This is a genomic window from Caulobacter segnis, assembly GCF_003243465.1.
GTDB lineage: Bacteria > Pseudomonadota > Alphaproteobacteria > Caulobacterales > Caulobacteraceae > Caulobacter > Caulobacter segnis_A.
In genome coordinates, this window is record NZ_QFQZ01000090.1 from 1 (window position 1) to 17,244 (window position 17,244).

At 66.1% G+C, this 17,244-nt stretch carries 16 protein-coding genes and 1 pseudogene; 13 read left to right on the top strand and 4 right to left on the bottom strand.

What is annotated here, in order from left to right; translation table 11 throughout:
• The 3 genes from DI526_RS20210 to DI526_RS20220 all read left to right on the top strand — a co-directional run.
• The coding region (locus tag DI526_RS20210) for a CTP synthase (RefSeq protein ID WP_304281790.1) at window positions 1-1,504 on the top strand (1,504 nt) is incomplete at its 5' end.
• 125 nt (window positions 1,505-1,629) lie between these two features.
• The gene (gene rpmF / locus DI526_RS20215) at window positions 1,630-1,812 is read left to right on the top strand and encodes a 50S ribosomal protein L32 (RefSeq protein ID WP_010919589.1); all 183 of its coding nucleotides are present in this window, start codon (window positions 1,630-1,632) and stop codon (window positions 1,810-1,812) included.
• A gap of 122 nt (window positions 1,813-1,934) precedes the next feature.
• Window positions 1,935-2,927 carry a retropepsin-like aspartic protease gene (locus DI526_RS20220; RefSeq protein ID WP_304281807.1) on the top strand — a complete coding sequence of 331 codons (993 nt, stop codon included), beginning with the start codon at window positions 1,935-1,937 and terminating at the stop codon, window positions 2,925-2,927.
• Here the strand turns inward: DI526_RS20220 and DI526_RS20225 are convergent, their stop codons facing one another.
• Window positions 2,928-3,698 (bottom strand): enoyl-CoA hydratase, encoded by a 771-nt coding sequence (locus DI526_RS20225; protein WP_304281809.1) that lies wholly within the window; start codon window positions 3,696-3,698, stop codon window positions 2,928-2,930.
• A 115-nt stretch (window positions 3,699-3,813) separates the two neighbouring features.
• On the opposite strand from DI526_RS20225, the gene eno reads away from it, so the two are divergent.
• The 8 genes from eno to DI526_RS20265 all read left to right on the top strand — a co-directional run bounded on the left by eno (window position 3,814) and on the right by DI526_RS20265 (window position 13,227).
• Complete coding sequence (gene eno, locus DI526_RS20230; protein ID WP_304281812.1) at window positions 3,814-5,094, top strand: phosphopyruvate hydratase; 1,281 nt, start codon at window positions 3,814-3,816, stop codon at window positions 5,092-5,094.
• Window positions 5,095-5,467: 373 nt separating this feature from the next.
• Window positions 5,468-5,770, top strand: coding sequence for a septum formation initiator family protein (locus DI526_RS20235; protein WP_047405705.1), 303 nt, complete (start codon window positions 5,468-5,470; stop codon window positions 5,768-5,770).
• A gap of 166 nt (window positions 5,771-5,936) precedes the next feature.
• Window positions 5,937-6,968 (top strand): pyruvate dehydrogenase (acetyl-transferring) E1 component subunit alpha, encoded by a 1,032-nt coding sequence (gene pdhA / locus DI526_RS20240; protein WP_304281819.1) that lies wholly within the window; start codon window positions 5,937-5,939, stop codon window positions 6,966-6,968.
• Complete coding sequence (locus tag DI526_RS20245; RefSeq protein ID WP_304281822.1) at window positions 6,965-8,332, top strand: pyruvate dehydrogenase complex E1 component subunit beta; 1,368 nt, start codon at window positions 6,965-6,967, stop codon at window positions 8,330-8,332. Before pdhA ends, DI526_RS20245 begins: the two co-directional genes overlap by 4 nt.
• Window positions 8,333-8,465: 133 nt before the next feature.
• Window positions 8,466-9,767 (top strand): pyruvate dehydrogenase complex dihydrolipoamide acetyltransferase, encoded by a 1,302-nt coding sequence (locus DI526_RS20250; RefSeq protein WP_304281824.1) that lies wholly within the window; start codon window positions 8,466-8,468, stop codon window positions 9,765-9,767.
• Between the two features lie 22 nt (window positions 9,768-9,789).
• Window positions 9,790-10,266 (top strand): glutathione peroxidase, encoded by a 477-nt coding sequence (locus DI526_RS20255; RefSeq protein ID WP_304281826.1) that lies wholly within the window; start codon window positions 9,790-9,792, stop codon window positions 10,264-10,266.
• Window positions 10,267-10,347: 81 nt separating this feature from the next.
• A complete protein-coding gene (gene lpdA, locus DI526_RS20260) occupies window positions 10,348-11,748 on the top strand; it encodes a dihydrolipoyl dehydrogenase (protein ID WP_304281828.1) in 1,401 nt (466 codons plus the stop codon).
• An 18-nt stretch (window positions 11,749-11,766) separates the two neighbouring features.
• Window positions 11,767-13,227, top strand: a complete 1,461-nt coding sequence (locus DI526_RS20265; protein ID WP_304281830.1) for a DUF6880 family protein — start codon at window positions 11,767-11,769, stop codon at window positions 13,225-13,227.
• Here the strand turns inward: DI526_RS20265 and DI526_RS20270 are convergent.
• Window positions 13,224-13,619 (bottom strand): DoxX family protein, encoded by a 396-nt coding sequence (locus DI526_RS20270; protein ID WP_304281833.1) that lies wholly within the window; start codon window positions 13,617-13,619, stop codon window positions 13,224-13,226. The two genes, DI526_RS20265 and DI526_RS20270, sit on opposite strands and share 4 nt — an antisense overlap.
• 48 nt (window positions 13,620-13,667) lie before the next feature.
• Window positions 13,668-15,221, bottom strand: a complete 1,554-nt coding sequence (locus DI526_RS20275; RefSeq protein WP_304281836.1) for an AMP-binding protein — start codon at window positions 15,219-15,221, stop codon at window positions 13,668-13,670.
• Between the two features lie 247 nt (window positions 15,222-15,468).
• Here DI526_RS20275 and lipA point away from each other — a divergent pair, with 247 nt between their 5' ends.
• Both lipA and DI526_RS20285 read left to right on the top strand, forming a co-directional pair.
• On the top strand, window positions 15,469-16,446 hold the full coding sequence (gene lipA, locus DI526_RS20280; RefSeq protein WP_304281839.1) for a lipoyl synthase: 978 nt from the start codon (window positions 15,469-15,471) through the stop codon (window positions 16,444-16,446).
• A gap of 4 nt (window positions 16,447-16,450) precedes the next feature.
• A complete protein-coding gene (locus DI526_RS20285) occupies window positions 16,451-16,903 on the top strand; it encodes a type II toxin-antitoxin system RatA family toxin (RefSeq protein ID WP_304281842.1) in 453 nt (150 codons plus the stop codon).
• Here DI526_RS20285 and DI526_RS20290 read toward each other — a convergent pair.
• A pseudogene (locus tag DI526_RS20290) lies at window positions 16,900-17,244 on the bottom strand (FUSC family protein); the annotation flags it as partial. The gene DI526_RS20285 and the pseudogene DI526_RS20290 sit on opposite strands and share 4 nt — an antisense overlap.

A 17,244-nucleotide genomic window follows, 5' to 3' on the forward strand; every position in this document is an offset into this window, starting at 1 on the left:
CACGATGAGCCCCTATCAGCACGGCGAGGTCTTCGTGACCGACGACGGCGCCGAGACGGACCTCGACCTGGGCCACTATGAACGCTTCACCGGCGTCTCGGCGGCCAAGTCGGACAACATCACGACCGGTCGCATCTATCAGACGATCATCGAGAAGGAGCGTCGCGGCGACTATCTGGGCGCGACGGTCCAGGTGATTCCGCACGTCACCGACCAGATCAAGCAGTTCTGCCTGAACCCGGCCAAGACGGACGGCGGCGAGGATGTGGACTTCGTCCTGGTCGAGATCGGCGGCACGGTCGGCGACATCGAGGGCCTGCCGTTCTTCGAAGCCATCCGCCAGCTGCGCCAGGACCTGCCGCGCGGCCAGAGCTGCTACGTGCACCTGACCCTGCTGCCGTTCATCAAGACGGCCGGCGAGATGAAGACCAAGCCGACCCAGCACTCGGTCAAGGAGCTGCGCTCGATCGGCATCCAGCCGGACATCCTGCTGTGCCGCTGCGAGCAGGAGATCCCGCCCGAGGAAAAGCGCAAGATCGCCCAGTTCTGCAACGTGCGGCCCAGCGCCGTCATCCAGGCCCTGGACTCCTCGTCGATCTACGCCGTGCCGATCGACTATCACGAGCAGGGCCTGGACGCCGAAGTCCTGGACGTCTTCGGAATCCACGACGCGCCGTCGCCCGACCTGTCGCGCTGGAAGCAGATCGATAGCACGGTCCAGCATCCCGACGGCGAGGTCACCATCGCCGTGGTCGGCAAGTACACGGTGCTGAAGGACGCCTACAAGTCGCTGATCGAGGCCCTTCACCACGGGGGCCTGGCTAACAGGGTCAAGGTCAATCTGGACTGGGTCGAGAGCGAGACCTTCGAGGGCGACGAGGGCGCGGCCGCGGCCCGTCTCGAGAACGCTCACGCGATCATGGTGCCCGGCGGCTTCGGCGAGCGGGGCGCGGAAGGCAAGATCCGCGCCGCCCAGTTCGCCCGCGAGCGCAAGGTGCCGTACTTCGGCATCTGCTTCGGCATGCAGATGGCGGTGATCGAGACGCTGCGGAACGTCGCCGGGGTCAAGGACGCCAGCTCCAGCGAGTTCGGCCCGACCGACCGCCCGGTGGTTGGGATCATGACCGAGTGGATCAAGGGCAACGAGACCGTCCAGCGCCGTGCATCGGACGATCTGGGCGGCACCATGCGGCTGGGGGCCTACGAGGCCGTGCTGACGCCGGGATCCAAGGTGGCCCGCATCTATGGCGCGACCGAGATCAGCGAGCGCCACCGCCACCGCTACGAGGTCAATATCGGCTACGTCCACTTGATGGAGGACGCCGGCTTGAAGCTGACCGGCCGCTCGCCCAACGGCGTGCTGCCCGAGATCGTCGAGCGGGACGACCATCCGTGGTTCATCGGCGTGCAATATCACCCTGAACTGAAGAGCCGCCCGTTCGCGCCGCACCCGCTTTTCGCCAGCTTCATCGCCGCCGCGAAGGAGCATGGACGGCTGGTTTAACCGGTTTTCCCCAGGTGCTTGCATCTTCGGGGAGATTCGGGCATAAGCCCCCGCTCACGCGGCGGCCTGGGTCGAACCCTAGTCGCCGCTTCCGATTTTCACGCTCAGCGAGCAGAGTCACTTCGATGGCCGTTCCTAAAAGAAAAACTTCGCCTTCTCGCCGGAACATGCGCCGGTCGCACCACGCCCTGGGCGCCAACTCGTTCATCGAGGACAAGGATACCGGCGAGCTGCGTCGTCCGCACCATGTCGATCTGAAGACCGGCATGTACAACGGCAAGCAGATCCTGACGCCGAAGGAAGACTAAGGTCTTCTTTCCGTCCCTGACGGCTTGAAAGCGCCGCCCGGCTTGGCTGGGCGGCGTTTTTCGTCGTATTCGCGCGCTGTGTCGAAAAATCGGTGTTATCCTTCGCGAAGGAGGAAACACCCATGCTCACACGCCGAATCCTAACGGCGGGTCTGGGTCTGTCCATGGCTGCGCCGGCGGCGCTGGCGGGATCCGTCGCGCCGATGTCCCTCAGCACGCCTCAGACCGCGGGACCGCCCGCCACAAGCCTTGAAGAGCCGCTCCTGTTCGTGGACGCCTCGGTCGACGAGGACGAGCGGATGACGATCGAGGTCACGATCAACGGGCGGGGGCCCTTCCGATTCGTGGTCGACACGGGGGCGGGGCGTTCGGTGCTGACGCCCGGCCTCGTCGAGCAGCTGGCCTTGCCGTCTGGCCCTGAGATGATCATCCATGGAATCGCGGGCTCCATAGTCAGTCCGACGGCGCAGGTCGCCCTGCTGCGGGCGGGCGAGGCGCGCCTGGCCGACGGCGTCCTGCCCGTGCTGCCGCGAGAGCGGGTCGGGGCGGACGGCTTGCTGGGCGTCGACATCCTGGACGGCCGCAACGTCCTGATGGACTTCAAGAAGAACCAGCTTCAGATCCGTCGAAGCCGGAACTTTTCCGAGATCAACCGCCGCGGCGGCGAGGCGACGATCGACGCAGGCCACCGCTTCGGACGCCTCACCCTGGCGGGAACCCGGATCGGCGGGACACGGGCGACGGCGTTCATCGACTCCGGCGGCGGCGTCAGCATCGGCAACATGGCCCTGGCCCGCGCCATCGCCGCGCGACGGCGCCGAAGCTCCGATTTCGTCCGGCCCGCGCACCTGCTCACCGCCGATGGCGAGGTGCGGCTGGCGGAATTCCGCGTGGTGCCCTCGATCGAGATGGGCGCGCTCAACCTGACCAACGTGCCGATGGCCTTCGCCGACGTGCATATCTTCGACGTCTGGTCGCTGAAGGCTCAGCCCGCCGCCCTGCTGGGGGTGGACATCCTGCGCCTGTTCGCCCGCGTCGAGCTCGACTATGGCGACGACAAGGTCCTGTTCCGCCTGGGGGAGGGCGGGGCCTCGCCCAGGGTTCTGACGGCCTGACTACTGCGAGCGCCCGCGGGTCATCACCTGGCGGCGGCGAGCCTCCACCGTCTCGGGCGTCACCTCGCGATTGTGGGCGCTGGATCGCTCGTGCTCGAACGCCATGGCGTCCCCAAAGGCGCGCTCATAGCCGTCGTCGATCAGCTGCTTGTAGAAGGCGAGCGTCTCTGTCGGGATCGAAGCCATGTCTTCCGCCAGCTTCAAGGCGGTCGGCAGCAGGTCCGCCGGCGTCGTCACGCGATTGACCAGGCCCCAGTCGGCGGCGGTCCGCGCATCGAGGAAGTTTCCGCTCAGCGACAGCTCCTTGGCGCGATAGGGGCCGATCAGCCGCGACAGCTTCTGCGACAACCCCCAGCCCGGCATGATGCCGACCCGCGCATGGGTGTCGGCGAACCGCGCGGTCTCCGAAGCGATCAGGACGTCACAGGCCAGCGCCAGTTCGAAGCCGCCGGTGATCGCCACGCCGTTGATCGCGCCGATCACCGGCTTGCCGCATCGCTCGACCGCGCGCACCGGGTTGGAGCGGGCGTCCTGATCGTTCGCCGCCCCCATCGCCGAGGCGTCCCCACCCAGCTCCTTGAGGTCGAGCCCGGCGGTGAAGGCGCGCTCGCCAGCGCCGGTCAGGATCACCACGCTGACTTCCGGATCTTCGTCCAGGGACACCATAGCGTCGAAGAGGGCCAGTCTCAGCGCCTTGGACAGGGCGTTCATGGCCTCTGGCCGGTTCAAGGTGACGATGGCGATACGGCCGCGCCGTTCGACGTCCAGCATGTGATCCTCCTTAAGGCGCCTGATGTTCGGATGATCTCCCGAAGGGAAGTCAAGTTGCGCGAAAGTCGCTTGGCGGCTAAAGCCTGCCGCGCCTTTTGGCCTTGAGGAGCAGTCCATGACCGAGATCGTCGACATCATCGCCCGCGAAATTCTCGACAGCCGGGGCAACCCGACCGTCGAAGTCGACGTCGTCCTGGAAGACGGCGCGTTTGGTCGCGCCGCGGTGCCGTCGGGCGCCTCGACGGGCGCTCACGAAGCCAATGAAAAGCGTGACGGCGACAAGGCGCGCTATCTGGGCAAGGGCGTCCAACAGGCGGTGGAAGCCGTCAACGGCGAGATCTTCGACGCGCTGTCGGGCGTGGACGCGGAAGATCAGCGTCGCGTCGACAACCTGCTGATCGAACTGGACGGTACGCCGAACAAGGCTCGCCTGGGCGCCAACGCCATCCTGGGCGTGTCGCTGGCCGCCGCCAAGGCCGCCGCGGAGTCGGCCGGCCTGCCGCTCTACAAGTACGTCGGCGGCGTGAACGCCCGCGTGCTGCCGACCCCAATGATGAACATCATCAATGGCGGCGCCCACGCCGACAACCCGATCGACATCCAGGAGTTCATGATCCTGCCGACGGGCGCCAAGGACTTCCGCGAAGGTCTGCGCATGGGCGCCGAGATCTTCCACGCCCTGAAGAAGGCTCTGAAGGACGCCGGCCATAACACCAACGTCGGCGACGAGGGCGGTTTCGCGCCCAACCTCGCTTCGGCCGAGGCCGCGCTCGACTTCATCGTCAAGGCTGGCGAAAAGGCGGGCTACAAGGCCGGCGACGACTTCGTGCTGGGCCTGGACGTCGCCTCGACCGAGTTCTTCAAGAACGGCAAGTATGAGCTGGAAGGTGAGGGCAAGTCGCTCGATCCGGCCGCCATGGTCGACTACCTTGCGGGCCTCGTTTCGAAATTTCCGATCCTCACCATCGAGGACGGCATGGCCGAGGACGATTTCGACGGCTGGAAGCTGCTGACCGACACCTTGGGCAAGAAGGTTCAATTGGTGGGCGACGACCTGTTCGTGACGAACCCCAAGCGCCTGCAGCTTGGCCTGGACAAAGGGCTGGCCAACTCGATCCTGGTGAAGGTCAACCAGATCGGCACGCTGTCGGAGACGATCGACGCCGTCGAACTGGCCCACCGTCATGGCTACACCAGCGTCATGAGCCACCGCTCGGGCGAGACCGAGGACAGCACGATCGCCGATCTGGCCGTGGCCCTCAACTGCGGTCAGATCAAGACGGGCTCGCTCGCGCGCTCGGATCGCACGGCCAAGTACAACCAGCTCCTGCGCATCGAGGAAATGCTGGACGACCAAGGCGTCTACGCCGGCCGGGCGGCGCTCAAGGGCCGTTAAGCCTCGCGAGCGACCAGATAGACCAATGGGAAGGGCGCGGCTTCGAAGGAGGCCGCGCCCTTTGCTTATGGATCTGCCGGAGTCGATTCTGCTGGAAGATCAGCCGTTCGGTGCGAGTGTGCAGCGCCGCGCCGACCGGTTAACCCACAAATTTTCTAAAAGGGTGGGATTGGTTTCACAAGACACCAACTCACCTTTGTTCGCGGAAGCGAAATAACTTCGGCGATGCGGCATCTAGATGCTGCTGAAACCATCTCACCTGAAAGCAGTTCCCCCAGCGTTGGCAGGCGAGCGACCGGCGTTCACAATGCTTGGATTTAGAAGGCGTTAAGGTGGTTCGACGATCCTGCGACTCCCTCTTTGGGACACTGACATGTTCGCCCGACTGCAACCCTTCCTGCCGACTGCGGCGATCTTCTTCCTGATTTTCTACTTCGCCTTTCACGCTCTGACGGGTGATCGCGGGCTGCTGTCCATTTCGCAGCGCAATGCTGACCTCGCAGCAAAAACAAAGGAACTCAGGAAGATACGTGCGGAGAGGATGGACCTGGAGGCCCGCGCTCGTCTATTACGCAGCGGCAGTCTGTCGGCCGACCTGCTGGAAGAGCGCGCGCGCTCGCTCCTAGGATACGCCGACCCGAGGGACTATGTGATCCGGGTCAAGCGTCCGAGCTGACCGAATCCGTAGGCGCTTGGAATCGATTGCTGGCCGACGCGGCGCCCCTAGGCGCCGGGCGGCTGGATGGTGCACTAGGGCGTTTCCTTCGCGGAACCGACGACTTTTTCGGCGGGAAATGCTCTCAGGACGAAGGCCGCGATGAAGATTGGCCAGGGAGATTTGAATGGCGCGTACGCGCAAGGCTGAGGCCTCAGAGGGGAAGGCGGCTGACACCGGTGTCAACGCCTTCGTCGGAAAAGACGAACTCCTGAAATTCTATCAGGACATGCTTTTGATCCGCCGCTTTGAGGAGCGGGCCGGTCAGCTGTACGGCATGGGCCTGATCGGCGGCTTCTGCCACCTGTACATCGGTCAGGAAGCCATCGCGGTCGGCATGCAGTCGATCTCGCAAAAGGGCGACCAGATCATCACGGGCTACCGTGACCACGGCCACATGCTGGCCGCGGGCATGGATCCGCGCGAGGTCATGGCCGAGCTGACCGGCCGGGCCGGCGGCTCGTCCAAGGGCAAGGGCGGCTCGATGCACATGTTCGACGTCGAGACCGGCTTCTATGGCGGTCACGGCATCGTCGGCGCTCAGGTTTCGCTCGGGACCGGCCTGGCGCTGGCCAACCACTACAAGGGCAACGGCAACGTCTCGTACGCCTATATGGGCGACGGCGCGGCCAACCAGGGCCAGGTCTACGAGAGCTTCAACATGGCCCAGCTGTGGAAGCTGCCGGTCGTGTACGTGATCGAGAACAACCAGTACGCCATGGGCACCGCCGTCGAGCGCGCGGCGTCCGAAACCGCTTTCCACAAGCGCGGCGTCTCGTTCCGCATCCCGGGCGAGGAAGTCGACGGCATGGACGTCATCGCCGTCCGCGAAGCAGGCGCCCGCGCCACCGAGCACGCCCGCAGCGGCCAAGGTCCCTACATCCTCGAGATGAAGACCTACCGTTACCGCGGTCACTCGATGTCCGACCCGGCCAAGTACCGCACCAAGGAAGAGGTCGACGAGGTCAAGACGACTCGCGATCCGATCGACCACATCAAGGAGCGCCTGGCCAAGGCCGGCGTCACCGAAGACGACCTGAAGAGCGTCGACGCGGAAGTGAAGCGCATCGTCGCCGAAGCCGCCGAGTTCGCCCGCACGAGCCCCGAGCCGGATCCCTCGGAACTGTACACTGACGTATACCTGGAGGCCGCCGAGTGACGGACATCCTGATGCCCGCCCTTTCTCCCACCATGGAGGAAGGCACCCTGGCCAAGTGGCTGGTCAAGGAAGGCGACACCATCAAGGCCGGCGACGTGATCGCCGAGATCGAGACCGACAAGGCGACGATGGAAGTCGAAGCCGTGGACGAAGGCGTGGTGGAAGCCATCCTGGTCCCGGCCGGCAGCGAGAACGTCAAGGTCAACACCCTGATCGCCCGTCTGAAGGGCGAGGGTGAAGCCGCTTCGACCCCGGCCGCCGCTCCCGCGCAAGCCACGGGCGAGTCCGAGAAGGCCGCGCCGCAGGCAGCCACCCCGACGCCGGCCGGCCCGATCTCGGCCGCCTCGACCTTCGCCGATCCGGAAATCCCGGCCGGTACGCCGACCAAGAAGATCACGGTCCGCGACGCCCTGCGCGACGCCATGGCCGAGGAGATGCGCCGCGACGACCGCGTGTTCCTGATGGGCGAGGAAGTCGCCCAGTACCAGGGCGCCTACAAGGTCAGCCGCGACCTGCTCCAGGAGTTCGGCGACAAGCGCGTCATCGACACCCCGATCACCGAGCACGGCTTCGCCGGCATGGGCGTCGGCGCGGCGATGGCCGGGCTGAAGCCGATCGTCGAGTTCATGACCTGGAACTTCGCCATGCAGGCGATCGACCAGATCATCAACTCGGCCGCCAAGACGCTCTACATGTCGGGCGGCCAGATCAAGTCGTCGATCGTGTTCCGCGGCCCCAACGGCGCTGCCTCGCGCGTGGCGGCCCAGCACAGCCAAGACTACGCCGCCTGGTACGGCAATGTCCCGGGTCTGAAGGTCATCGCGCCTTATGACGCCGCCGACGCCAAGGGCCTCTTGAAGGCCGCGATCCGCGATCCGAACCCGGTCGTCTTCCTCGAACACGAGATGATGTACGGCCACGAGTTCGATATCCCGGACGTCGAGGACTGGGTCGTGCCGATCGGCAAGGCCAAGGTCCGTCGCGAAGGCTCGGACGTGACCCTGGTGGCCTACAGCCGCATGGTCGGTTTCGCGCTGAAGGCGGCCGAGGAGCTGGAGAAGGAGGGCGTCCAGGCGGAGGTCGTCGACCTGCGCACGATCCGTCCGATGGACCACGCGACCATCCTGGAAAGCGTCAAGAAGACCAATCGCCTGGTCACGGTCGAGGAAGGCTGGGGCCCGATGGGCGTCGGCGCCGAGATCGTCGCCCGCATCACCGAGCACGGCTTCGACTACCTGGACGCCCCGCCGCTGCGCGTGCACCAGGAAGACGTGCCGCTGCCCTACGCGGCTAACCTGGAAGCCCTGTCGCTGCCTTCGGTCGAGAAGATCGTGAAGGCCGCGAAGGCGGTCAGCTACCGCTAAGACCGGCGCGGCCCTCGCCCTCGACGGGCGGGGGTCGCATCGTCTTGGCCAACGAATTCATCCCGCCGCGAGGCGGGGTATCGCGGACGACGGCCCGGCCGAGAACGTCCCGAACGCTTGAGGAAGAAGCTCAATGTCGATCGACATCCTGATGCCCGCCCTGTCGCCCACCATGGAGGAGGGGACCCTCGCCAAGTGGCACGTCAAGGTCGGTGACACCGTCAAGGCCGGCGACGTGATCGCCGAGATCGAAACCGACAAGGCCACCATGGAAGTCGAGGCCGTCGATGAGGGGGTGGTCGAGGCCATCCTGGTCGCCGCCGGCACCGAGAACGTCAAGGTCAACGCCTTGATCGCCAAGCTGGCGGGCGAGGGCGAGGGCGAGAGCCCGGCTCCGGCTCCGGCGCCGAAGGCCGAGGCCCCCAAGGCCGCCGCTGCTCCGGCCCCCGTCGCCGCCGCGCCCGCCGCTGCTCCGGCTGCGCCCGCGCCGGCCGCTCCGGTCGCCGCTGACGGCTCGCGCGTCTTCGCCTCGCCGCTGGCCCGCCGCCTGGCGTCGGCCGCCGGTCTCGACCTGAAGAGCATCAAGGGCACTGGCCCGCACGGCCGCGTCATCAAGTCGGACGTCGAAGCCGCCAAGTCGGGCGCGCCGGCCGCCAAGGCCGCTCCGGCTCCCGCCGCCAGCGCCGCGCCTGCCGCCGCCGAGCCGCGCAAGGCGCTGTCGCTAGAGCAGATGGGCATCCCCGCCGGCTCGTACGACCTCGTGCCGCTGGACGGCATGCGCAAGACGATCGCGCGCCGCCTGACCGACAGCTTCCGCGACGTGCCGCACTTCCCGCTGCAGATCGATCTCGAGATCGACGCCCTGCTGGCCGCGCGCGCCAAGATCAACGGCCTGCTCGAGAAGCAGGGCGTGAAGGTCTCGGTCAACGACATCGTCATCAAGGCCGCCGCCGTTGCCCTCAAGCAGGTGCCGGAGGCCAACGCCAGCTACACGCCGGAAGGCATCGCCATGCACCACCACGCCGATATCGCCGTGGCCGTGGCGATCGACGGCGGGCTGATCACCCCGATCATTCGCAAGGCCGAAACCAAGGGCCTTGCCCAGATTTCGGCCGAGATGAAGGACCTGGCCCAGCGCGCCAAGGACAAGAAGCTGAAGCCCGAGGAATTCCAGGGCGGCACCTTCTCGATCTCGAACCTGGGCATGTTCGGCATCAAGTCGTTCTCGTCGATCATCAACGAGCCGCAAGGCGCGATCATGAGCGTCGGCGCCGGCGAACAGCGCCCGGTGGTCAAGAACGGCGAGCTGAAGGTCGCCACGGTCATGACCGTGACCCTGACCTGCGATCACCGCGTGGTCGACGGCGCGGTCGGCGCCAAGTTCCTGTCGGCCTTCAAGCCGCTGATCGAAGAGCCGCTGACCCTGATCGTCTAAGCGGCGGTAGAAGGAAGGCCCGATGTCCGTCTACGACTACTCGGCCAAGACGCTGGACGGCCAGGACGCGAGCCTGGCCGACTATCGCGGCCAGGTGCTGCTGATCGTCAACACGGCCAGCAAGTGCGGCTTCACCCCCCAGTACGAGGGGCTGGAGCGGCTGTGGCGGACCTACAAGGATCGCGGGTTCACGGTCCTGGCCTTCCCCAGCAACCAGTTCGGCGCCCAGGAGCCGGGCGACGCCGCCGAGATCGCGAACTTCTGCTCGCTGACCTACGACGTGACGTTCCCGGTGATGTCGAAGATCGACGTCAACGGCGCCGACGCCCACCCGCTCTACAAGTTCCTCAAGAAGGAACAGAAGGGCCTGCTGGGCACCGAGGCGATCAAGTGGAACTTCACCAAGTTCCTGATCGGTCGCGACGGCGAGGTGGTCGAGCGGTTCGCGCCCACCACCAAGCCCGAAGACCTCACGGCGGCGATCGAGGCGCTGCTCTGAAATTTCCCCGGACCGTTCTGTTCGATCGGTCGACCGTCGCGCCGCTCTCCGGCCGGTGTCCAAGCTAGGGTTGAGAAGACTATGTCCACGGAATTCGATGTCGTCGTCATCGGCGCCGGTCCTGGCGGCTACGTGGCCGCGATCCGCGCCAGCCAGCTGGGCCTGAAGACGGCCATTGTCGAGCGTGAAAACCTGGGCGGCATCTGCCTGAACTGGGGCTGCATCCCCACCAAGGCGCTGCTGAAGTCCGGCGAGATCTACGAGCAGCTGTCGCACCTCGGCGGCTACGGCCTGTCGGTGCAGGGCGCGTCGTTCGACTTCGGCAAGATCATCGAGCGCTCGCGCGGCGTCGCCAAGCAGATGTCGGGCGGCATCGCCTTCCTGATGAAGAAGCACAAGATCGAGGTGATCGAGGGCGAGGCCAAGCTCGAGAAGGGCAATCCGGCGCCGAAGCTTGTGATCGCCCTTAAAGCCGGCGGCAGCCGCACGGTGCAAGCTAAGAACGTGATCCTGGCCACCGGCGCGCGCGCTCGCGAGATTCCGGCCATCGGCGCGGTCTCGGACGGCGACAAAATCTGGACCTATCGCGACGCCCTGGCCCCCAAGGCCATGCCGAAGTCGCTCGTCGTGATCGGCTCGGGCGCCATCGGCATCGAGTTCGCCAGCTTCTACCGCGCGCTGGGCGCCGAGGTGACCGTCGTCGAAGCCATCGACCGCATCATGCCGGTCGAGGACGAGGAAGTTTCGAAGGCCGCCCAGAAGGCTTTCGAGAAGCGCGGCATCAAGTTCCGCGTCGGCGCCAAGGTCGGCAAGATCGAGAAGACCAAGGACGGCGTGGCCGTGACGGTCGAGGCCGGTGGCAAGATCGAACAGCTCACCGCCGAGAAGTGCATCGTCGCCGTCGGCATCGCCCCGAACAACGACGGCCTGGAAGCCCTGGGCGTGAACCTGGATCGCGGCCACGTCGTCACCGACAAGCACTGCCGCACGAACATTCCAGGCCTCTACGCCATCGGCGACATCACCGGCGCGCCCTGGCTGGCCCACAAGGCGAGCCACGAAGGCATCCACGCCGCCGAGGCCATCGCCGGCTACAAGACCCCGAATGTCCACTCCCCGATCCCAGGCTGCACCTACGCGAACCCGCAGGTCGCGTCGGTCGGCTATACCGAAGCCGGCGCCAAGGCGTCGGGCATCGAGGTCAAGGCGGGCCGCTTCCCGTTCCGCGTCAACGGCAAGGCCGTGGCGGCCGGCGAGGTCGAGGGCTTCGTGAAGACCGTGTTCGACGCCAAGACCGGCGCCCTGATCGGCGCCCACATGATCGGCCACGAAGTGACCGAGATGATCCAGGGCTTCGTCACCGCGATCACCCTGGAAGCGACCGAGGAAGACCTGCACGGCATCGTCTACGCTCACCCGACGATGTCGGAAGCCATGCACGAAGCCGCTCTGGACGCCTACGGCCGCGTGCTGCACATCTAGGTCAACTAGGGAGTCTGGATGGCGCGCAAGGCCGCCGCGACAACGGGTGAGAAGCCAAAGGCTCGAAAGGGGTCGAAGACGACCCTTTCGGAGGCCAATCTGGCTGACCTGGGTCCCGAGCGTCTCGCCGCCATCCTGCTCGACCTCTCCAGCGACAGCCACGTCAAGCGCGTGCTGCGACTGGAGCTGTTCGCGGAGTCCAGCGCCGAGGGTTTGGCGCAAGAGATCGCCAAGCGCCTGGCGACGATCGGCAAGTCTTCCTCGCGCATCCATTGGCGCAAGCGCGCGGCGTTCGCCAAGGACCTCGACCTGCATCGCCGGATGATCGAGCGGCTGGCGGAAGACGAGCCTAATGCAGCGCTCGATCTGATGCTCGATCTGCTGGATTTGGCGACGCCGACTCTGGATCGCTTGAGCCAGGCTGAAGGCCCCATCGGGGACGTCTTCTTTGTGGCGCGCGACGGCGTGGGCGCGATCGCCGCCAAGTCCATGCCTGATCCGATTGCTCTGGCCGATCGCATCGCCAAGCTCCTCCGCCGCGACGACTACGCCCAGTTCGGGCCGCTGGTGAACGCGGTGACGCCGGCGCTGGGCGCCGAGGGGCAGGCGCATCTGCGCGAGACCCTGGAGAAGATGCTCGCCGCGCGCTCGACCCGCTCGGCCCACCTCTTCGACGCACAGGGCGCGATCTACAAGGACGCCCTGCGGCGGCTGGCCGACGCGAGCGGCGACGTCGACGCGTTCGAGGCCACTTTCTCGCCGGAGCTTCGCCGCACGCCGCTGGTCTCGGCCGAGATCGCCCGGCGGCTGCTAGAGGCAGGCAGGGCGGAGGACGCGCTCGCGACCCTCCAGGCCGGCGCGCCCAGCGAGCAACGCGGACGCCACCAGAGCGCCGTCGAGGAGCGTGTCGCCTGGGAGGACGCGATGCTGGAGGCTCTCGAAGCCACCGGCCATCACGAGGAAGCTCAGAAGCGCCGCTGGGCGGACTTCGAGGCGACGCTCTCGATCAGCCGCTTGCGCGCCTATCTAAAGAGCTTGCCGGACTTCGACGACGTGGAGGCCGAGGATCAGGCTAAGGCGGTCGCCAAGCGCTTCCCGCGCTTCGATACCGCGCTGGCCTTCCTGGTGTCCTGGCCCGATCTCCCGGCCGCCGCGCGGCTGGTGCTGTCGCGCTCGGGCGAAATTAGCGGCTCGGACGACACCCTGATCGTCGAGGCCGCCCGCCGCCTTGAGGGGAGCCACCCTCTGGCCGCCACGCTGCTGCTACGCGCCTCGATCCAGTACGTCCTGACCTATGGCGTCGCTATGCGCTACGCGGAGGCCGCCCGTCAGCTGCTCGAGGCAGAGTCGCTGGCGGCGATGATCGGCGAGTACGGCGAGTACCCCGACCACGCCGCCTTCGTCGCCGATCTGCGCGCTCTGCACAGCCGCAAGCAGGGCTTCCGCGCGGAGCTGGAAGCCCTGGGCGCGACGTTCTAGGGACGCTTGCGGACCTGGGCGTCCAGGCTCCATTCGCCCGGTCCTTGGAACACGAAATACAAGAACACGAAGCAGAACAGGATCGCTGCTTCGCCGCCGTTCAACGCCGGCCAAAAGCCCTTGCTCCCATGCGCCAGGAAATAGGCCACGGCCATCTGGCCCGACAGCACGAACGCGACAGGTCGGGTGAAGAGCCCGACCGTGAGCAGGACCCCGCCGATGATCTCGAGCCAAGCCGCCGCCAGCAGCAAGGGCGGCAGCGGATCCGGCGCGCCGGGTTGCGCGGCCGGGAAGTGCAGCAGCTTCATCAGGCCATGCTCCATGAAAAGCAGGGCGGTGATGATCCGCAACACGCTGAGGACGCGAGGCGACCAGACGATGAGGTGTTCCATTCTTTCCTCCTTCGGCGACGCTTGCAGAACGCCTGGAGAGCGAATTGGTCACGCCGCGCGGGTGTCCGTCTCCGCCATTCGCTGGATCGCGACATAGTCGGTCTTGCCGCTGCCCAGGACTGGCACTTCGGTGACCTTCAGGATCTTGCGGGGCACGGCCAGTTCCGGTGCGCCGATCGTCTGGGCGTGGGCGACCAGGGGGGCTACGTCGGCGTCTGGGCGATCGGTGACCAGGATCAGCTTCTCGCCCTTCTTCTTGTCGGGCAGGGAGATCACCGCGTGACGGCCATCGGGCCACACCGCCGAGGCGAGATCCTCGGCCGCGGTGAGCGAGACCATCTCGCCGCCGATCTTGGCGAAGCGCTTCACGCGGCCCTTGATCGTGATCCACTGGTCGTCTGTCATGGTGACGACATCGCCGGTGTCGTGCCAGCCGTCCTCGGGCGGATCGACGCCACCGTCCTCGCGCAGATAGCCGGCCATGATGTTGGGCCCGCGCACGAAGAACCGGCCGCCCTCGGCGATGCCTTCGACGGGCTCGATCCGGACGTCTTGGCCGGGTAGCAGGCCGCCGACCGTGCCGGGACGATTGTCGGTGGGCTTGTTGACCGCGATGACCGGCGAAGCCTCGGTGGCGCCGTAGCCTTCCAGCACCGGAATGCCGCCGAAGCGCTCCTTGATCAGGGCATGGGTCTCGTCGCGGACCTTCTCGGCGCCGCAGACGATGAACTCCAGGCTCGAAAGCTCGCCAGCTTCCGATGCGCGAGCGTACTGGTTCACGAAGGTGTCGGTCGCCAGCAGGATCGAGGCCTTGGCGTCCTTGATCAGCGGCGGGATCTGCTTGGTGTGCAGGGGGGAGGGGTACTGGAACGCCTTCATGCCTGTCAGGATCGGCAGGATCACGCCGCCGGTCAGGCCAAAGCAGTGGAAGACCGGCAGCGGGTTGAACATCACCCAGTTGGGATCGAGTTCGATGTGCGCCGCGATCTGCACGGCGTTCTGCACCAGGTTTTCCTGGGTCAAGACCACGCCGCGCGGGGCGCCGAAGCTGCCGGAGGTGAACAGCACCACGCCCTTGTCGGATGGCTTGGCCGGCGCACGGAACTGGCGCGGAAAGAGGCCGGCGGCGGCCGCGAACAGCTTGTCGCCCAAGCCGATTGTGGCGCGGACGTCCTCCAGATAGACGATCTCGGCTTGAACGCTGATCGCATCGACGATGTCGTGCAGCTTGCCCAGTTCGACGAATTTATGCGCCGTCAGGACTCGCCGGATGCCGGCCAGCCGACAGGCCGCCTTGATATTCCGAAGACCCGCCGTGAAGTTCAGCATGGTCGGCACGCGGCCAAAGGCGTGCAGGGCGAAGAAGGTCACCACCGAACCCGCGCCGGACGGGAGCAGCACGCCCACGTTCTCGCCCGGGCGAGTCATGGCGGCGATCTTGCGGCCCAGCGCGAAGCTGGCGCGGATGAGATCCGTATAGGTGAGCGGATTGCGATCCTGGTCCTCAAGGATCTGCTTCCGAGCGCCGTACTTGTCGCGGGCGTCGATGAGGGCGTCGAAGAGAGCCTTTTGGCCATTTCGCGCGTCGTAAGCTACCGGCATCCCGGCGAAACCTCCCCGAAAAGCGAAGATCGCTCTCGTTCGTCAAACGCCGACTCTGCCGAGGAAGGTCCAGCTTTGCAAGAAAGAGTCACAAACCGTGAGCCGAGCCCTTTGTGACGTAAGGGCTTGAGCAACGCCTCTCGTTGCACGGTCGTGGTTTCAAGGCCCGAAGTGATTCCGTCGCCGAATGGGTCTTAAGCCGGATCAAGCGCTTGATCCGGGAGCCAAGAAGACCGATTTAGGCGCCATGGCCACGGTGATCGACACCCTCAAGGCTCGCGGCCCGGAAGACCGGGCGGTGCGCCACCCCGAAAAGCAGAACCGTCCGGATACGCCGGTGCTGCGCAAGCCCGAGTGGCTGCGCGTGCGCGCTCCGGGCTCGGGTCAGTATAACGAGACCAAGAGCATCGTGCGGGAGAACCGCCTGCACACGGTCTGCGAGGAAGCGGCCTGTCCGAACATCGGCGAGTGCTGGAGCCAGAAGCACGCGACCATGATGATCATGGGCGAGATCTGCACCCGCGCCTGCGCCTTCTGCAACGTCACCACGGGCCTGCCGACCCAGCTCGATCCCGACGAGCCGCGCCGTGTGGCCGAGGCCGTCGCCAAGATGGGCCTCAAGCACGTGGTCATCACCTCGGTGGACCGCGATGACCTCCTGGACGGCGGCGCTCGTCACTTCGCCGAAGTCGTCACCGCCATCCGCGCCGCTGCGCCGGGCACGACGATCGAGATCCTGACGCCGGACTTCCTGCGCAAGGACGGCGCTGAGAACGTGGTGATCGATTCCAAGCCTGACGTCTTCAACCACAACCTCGAGACCGTCCCGCGGCTCTATCTGAAGATCCGCCCCGGCGCCCGCTACTACAACTCGCTGCGCTTGCTGGACCGCGTGAAGCAGCGCGATCCTTCCCAGTTCACCAAGTCCGGCCTGATGGTCGGTCTTGGCGAGACCAAGGAGGAGGTCATGCAGGTGATGGACGACATGCGTTCTGCCGGCGTCGACTTCATCACCATCGGCCAGTACCTGCAACCGACCCGCAAGCACGCAGCCGTCGAACGCTTCGTCACGCCCGAGGAGTTCAAGGCCTATGAGGCTATCGCTCGGGCCAAGGGCTTTCTGATGGTTTCGTCCAGCCCGTTGACGCGCTCGTCGCATCACGCCGGCGACGATTTCGCCAAGCTGCAGGCCGCTCGCCGCGCGCTCGACGCCCGCAAGGCCTGACGCCTTGCATCGTCACGTGGTCACGCGCGTGCTGCCTTACGCGCCGGAGCAACTGTTTCAGTTGGTCGGTGATGTCGACGCCTATCCGAGCTTCGTGCCCTGGATCACCGGAATGCGCACCTGGAACGTGCGCGAGGACGGCGCGGTCAGCACGGTCGACGCAGAAGCCCAGGTCGGCTTCTCGTTCCTGCGCGAGAAGTTTGCGACGCGGGTCCGGCGCGATTGCGAGGCGCTGCGCATCGACGTGAACCTGCTGTATGGGCCCTTCAAGCGCCTTGTGAACGCTTGGCGGTTCGTCCCTGAAGAGGCGGCGACGCGGATCGAGTTCACGATCGATTTTGCGTTCAAGTCCGTGATGTTAGACGCCCTGCTGGCGGCGAATGTCGACAAGGCCGCCGGCAAGCTGATCGCCTGCTTCGAAGATCGCGCCCGGCAAATCTACGGACCGCAAGCCTAATCCTTCTGGCGCACGGTCTCCTCGATCCGTTCCTCGAAGTCGCCGAGGTTGGCGAACAGGTTCTCGATCGCGAATACCAGGCCGAAGACGCGCGCTGCGCCGTCGAATTCCAGGTTGCGTGTCACGCCCTTTTCTCGCAGGCTTTCAAAGCAAGTCTGAAAGGCCTGATGCGCGCTCGCGAACGCGATGCGATCGGGCTTCGGTCCTCCGGCGAGAAAGTCGGCGGACGCCCGCAGGAACCGGCTGCTGGCTTCCAGCATTTCAGCTGCGCCTGGACCGATCGCGTCAGGCAGGGGGCCTCTCACGGCGCGAGTGACCATCACCGTATCGTCGCGAAGCCG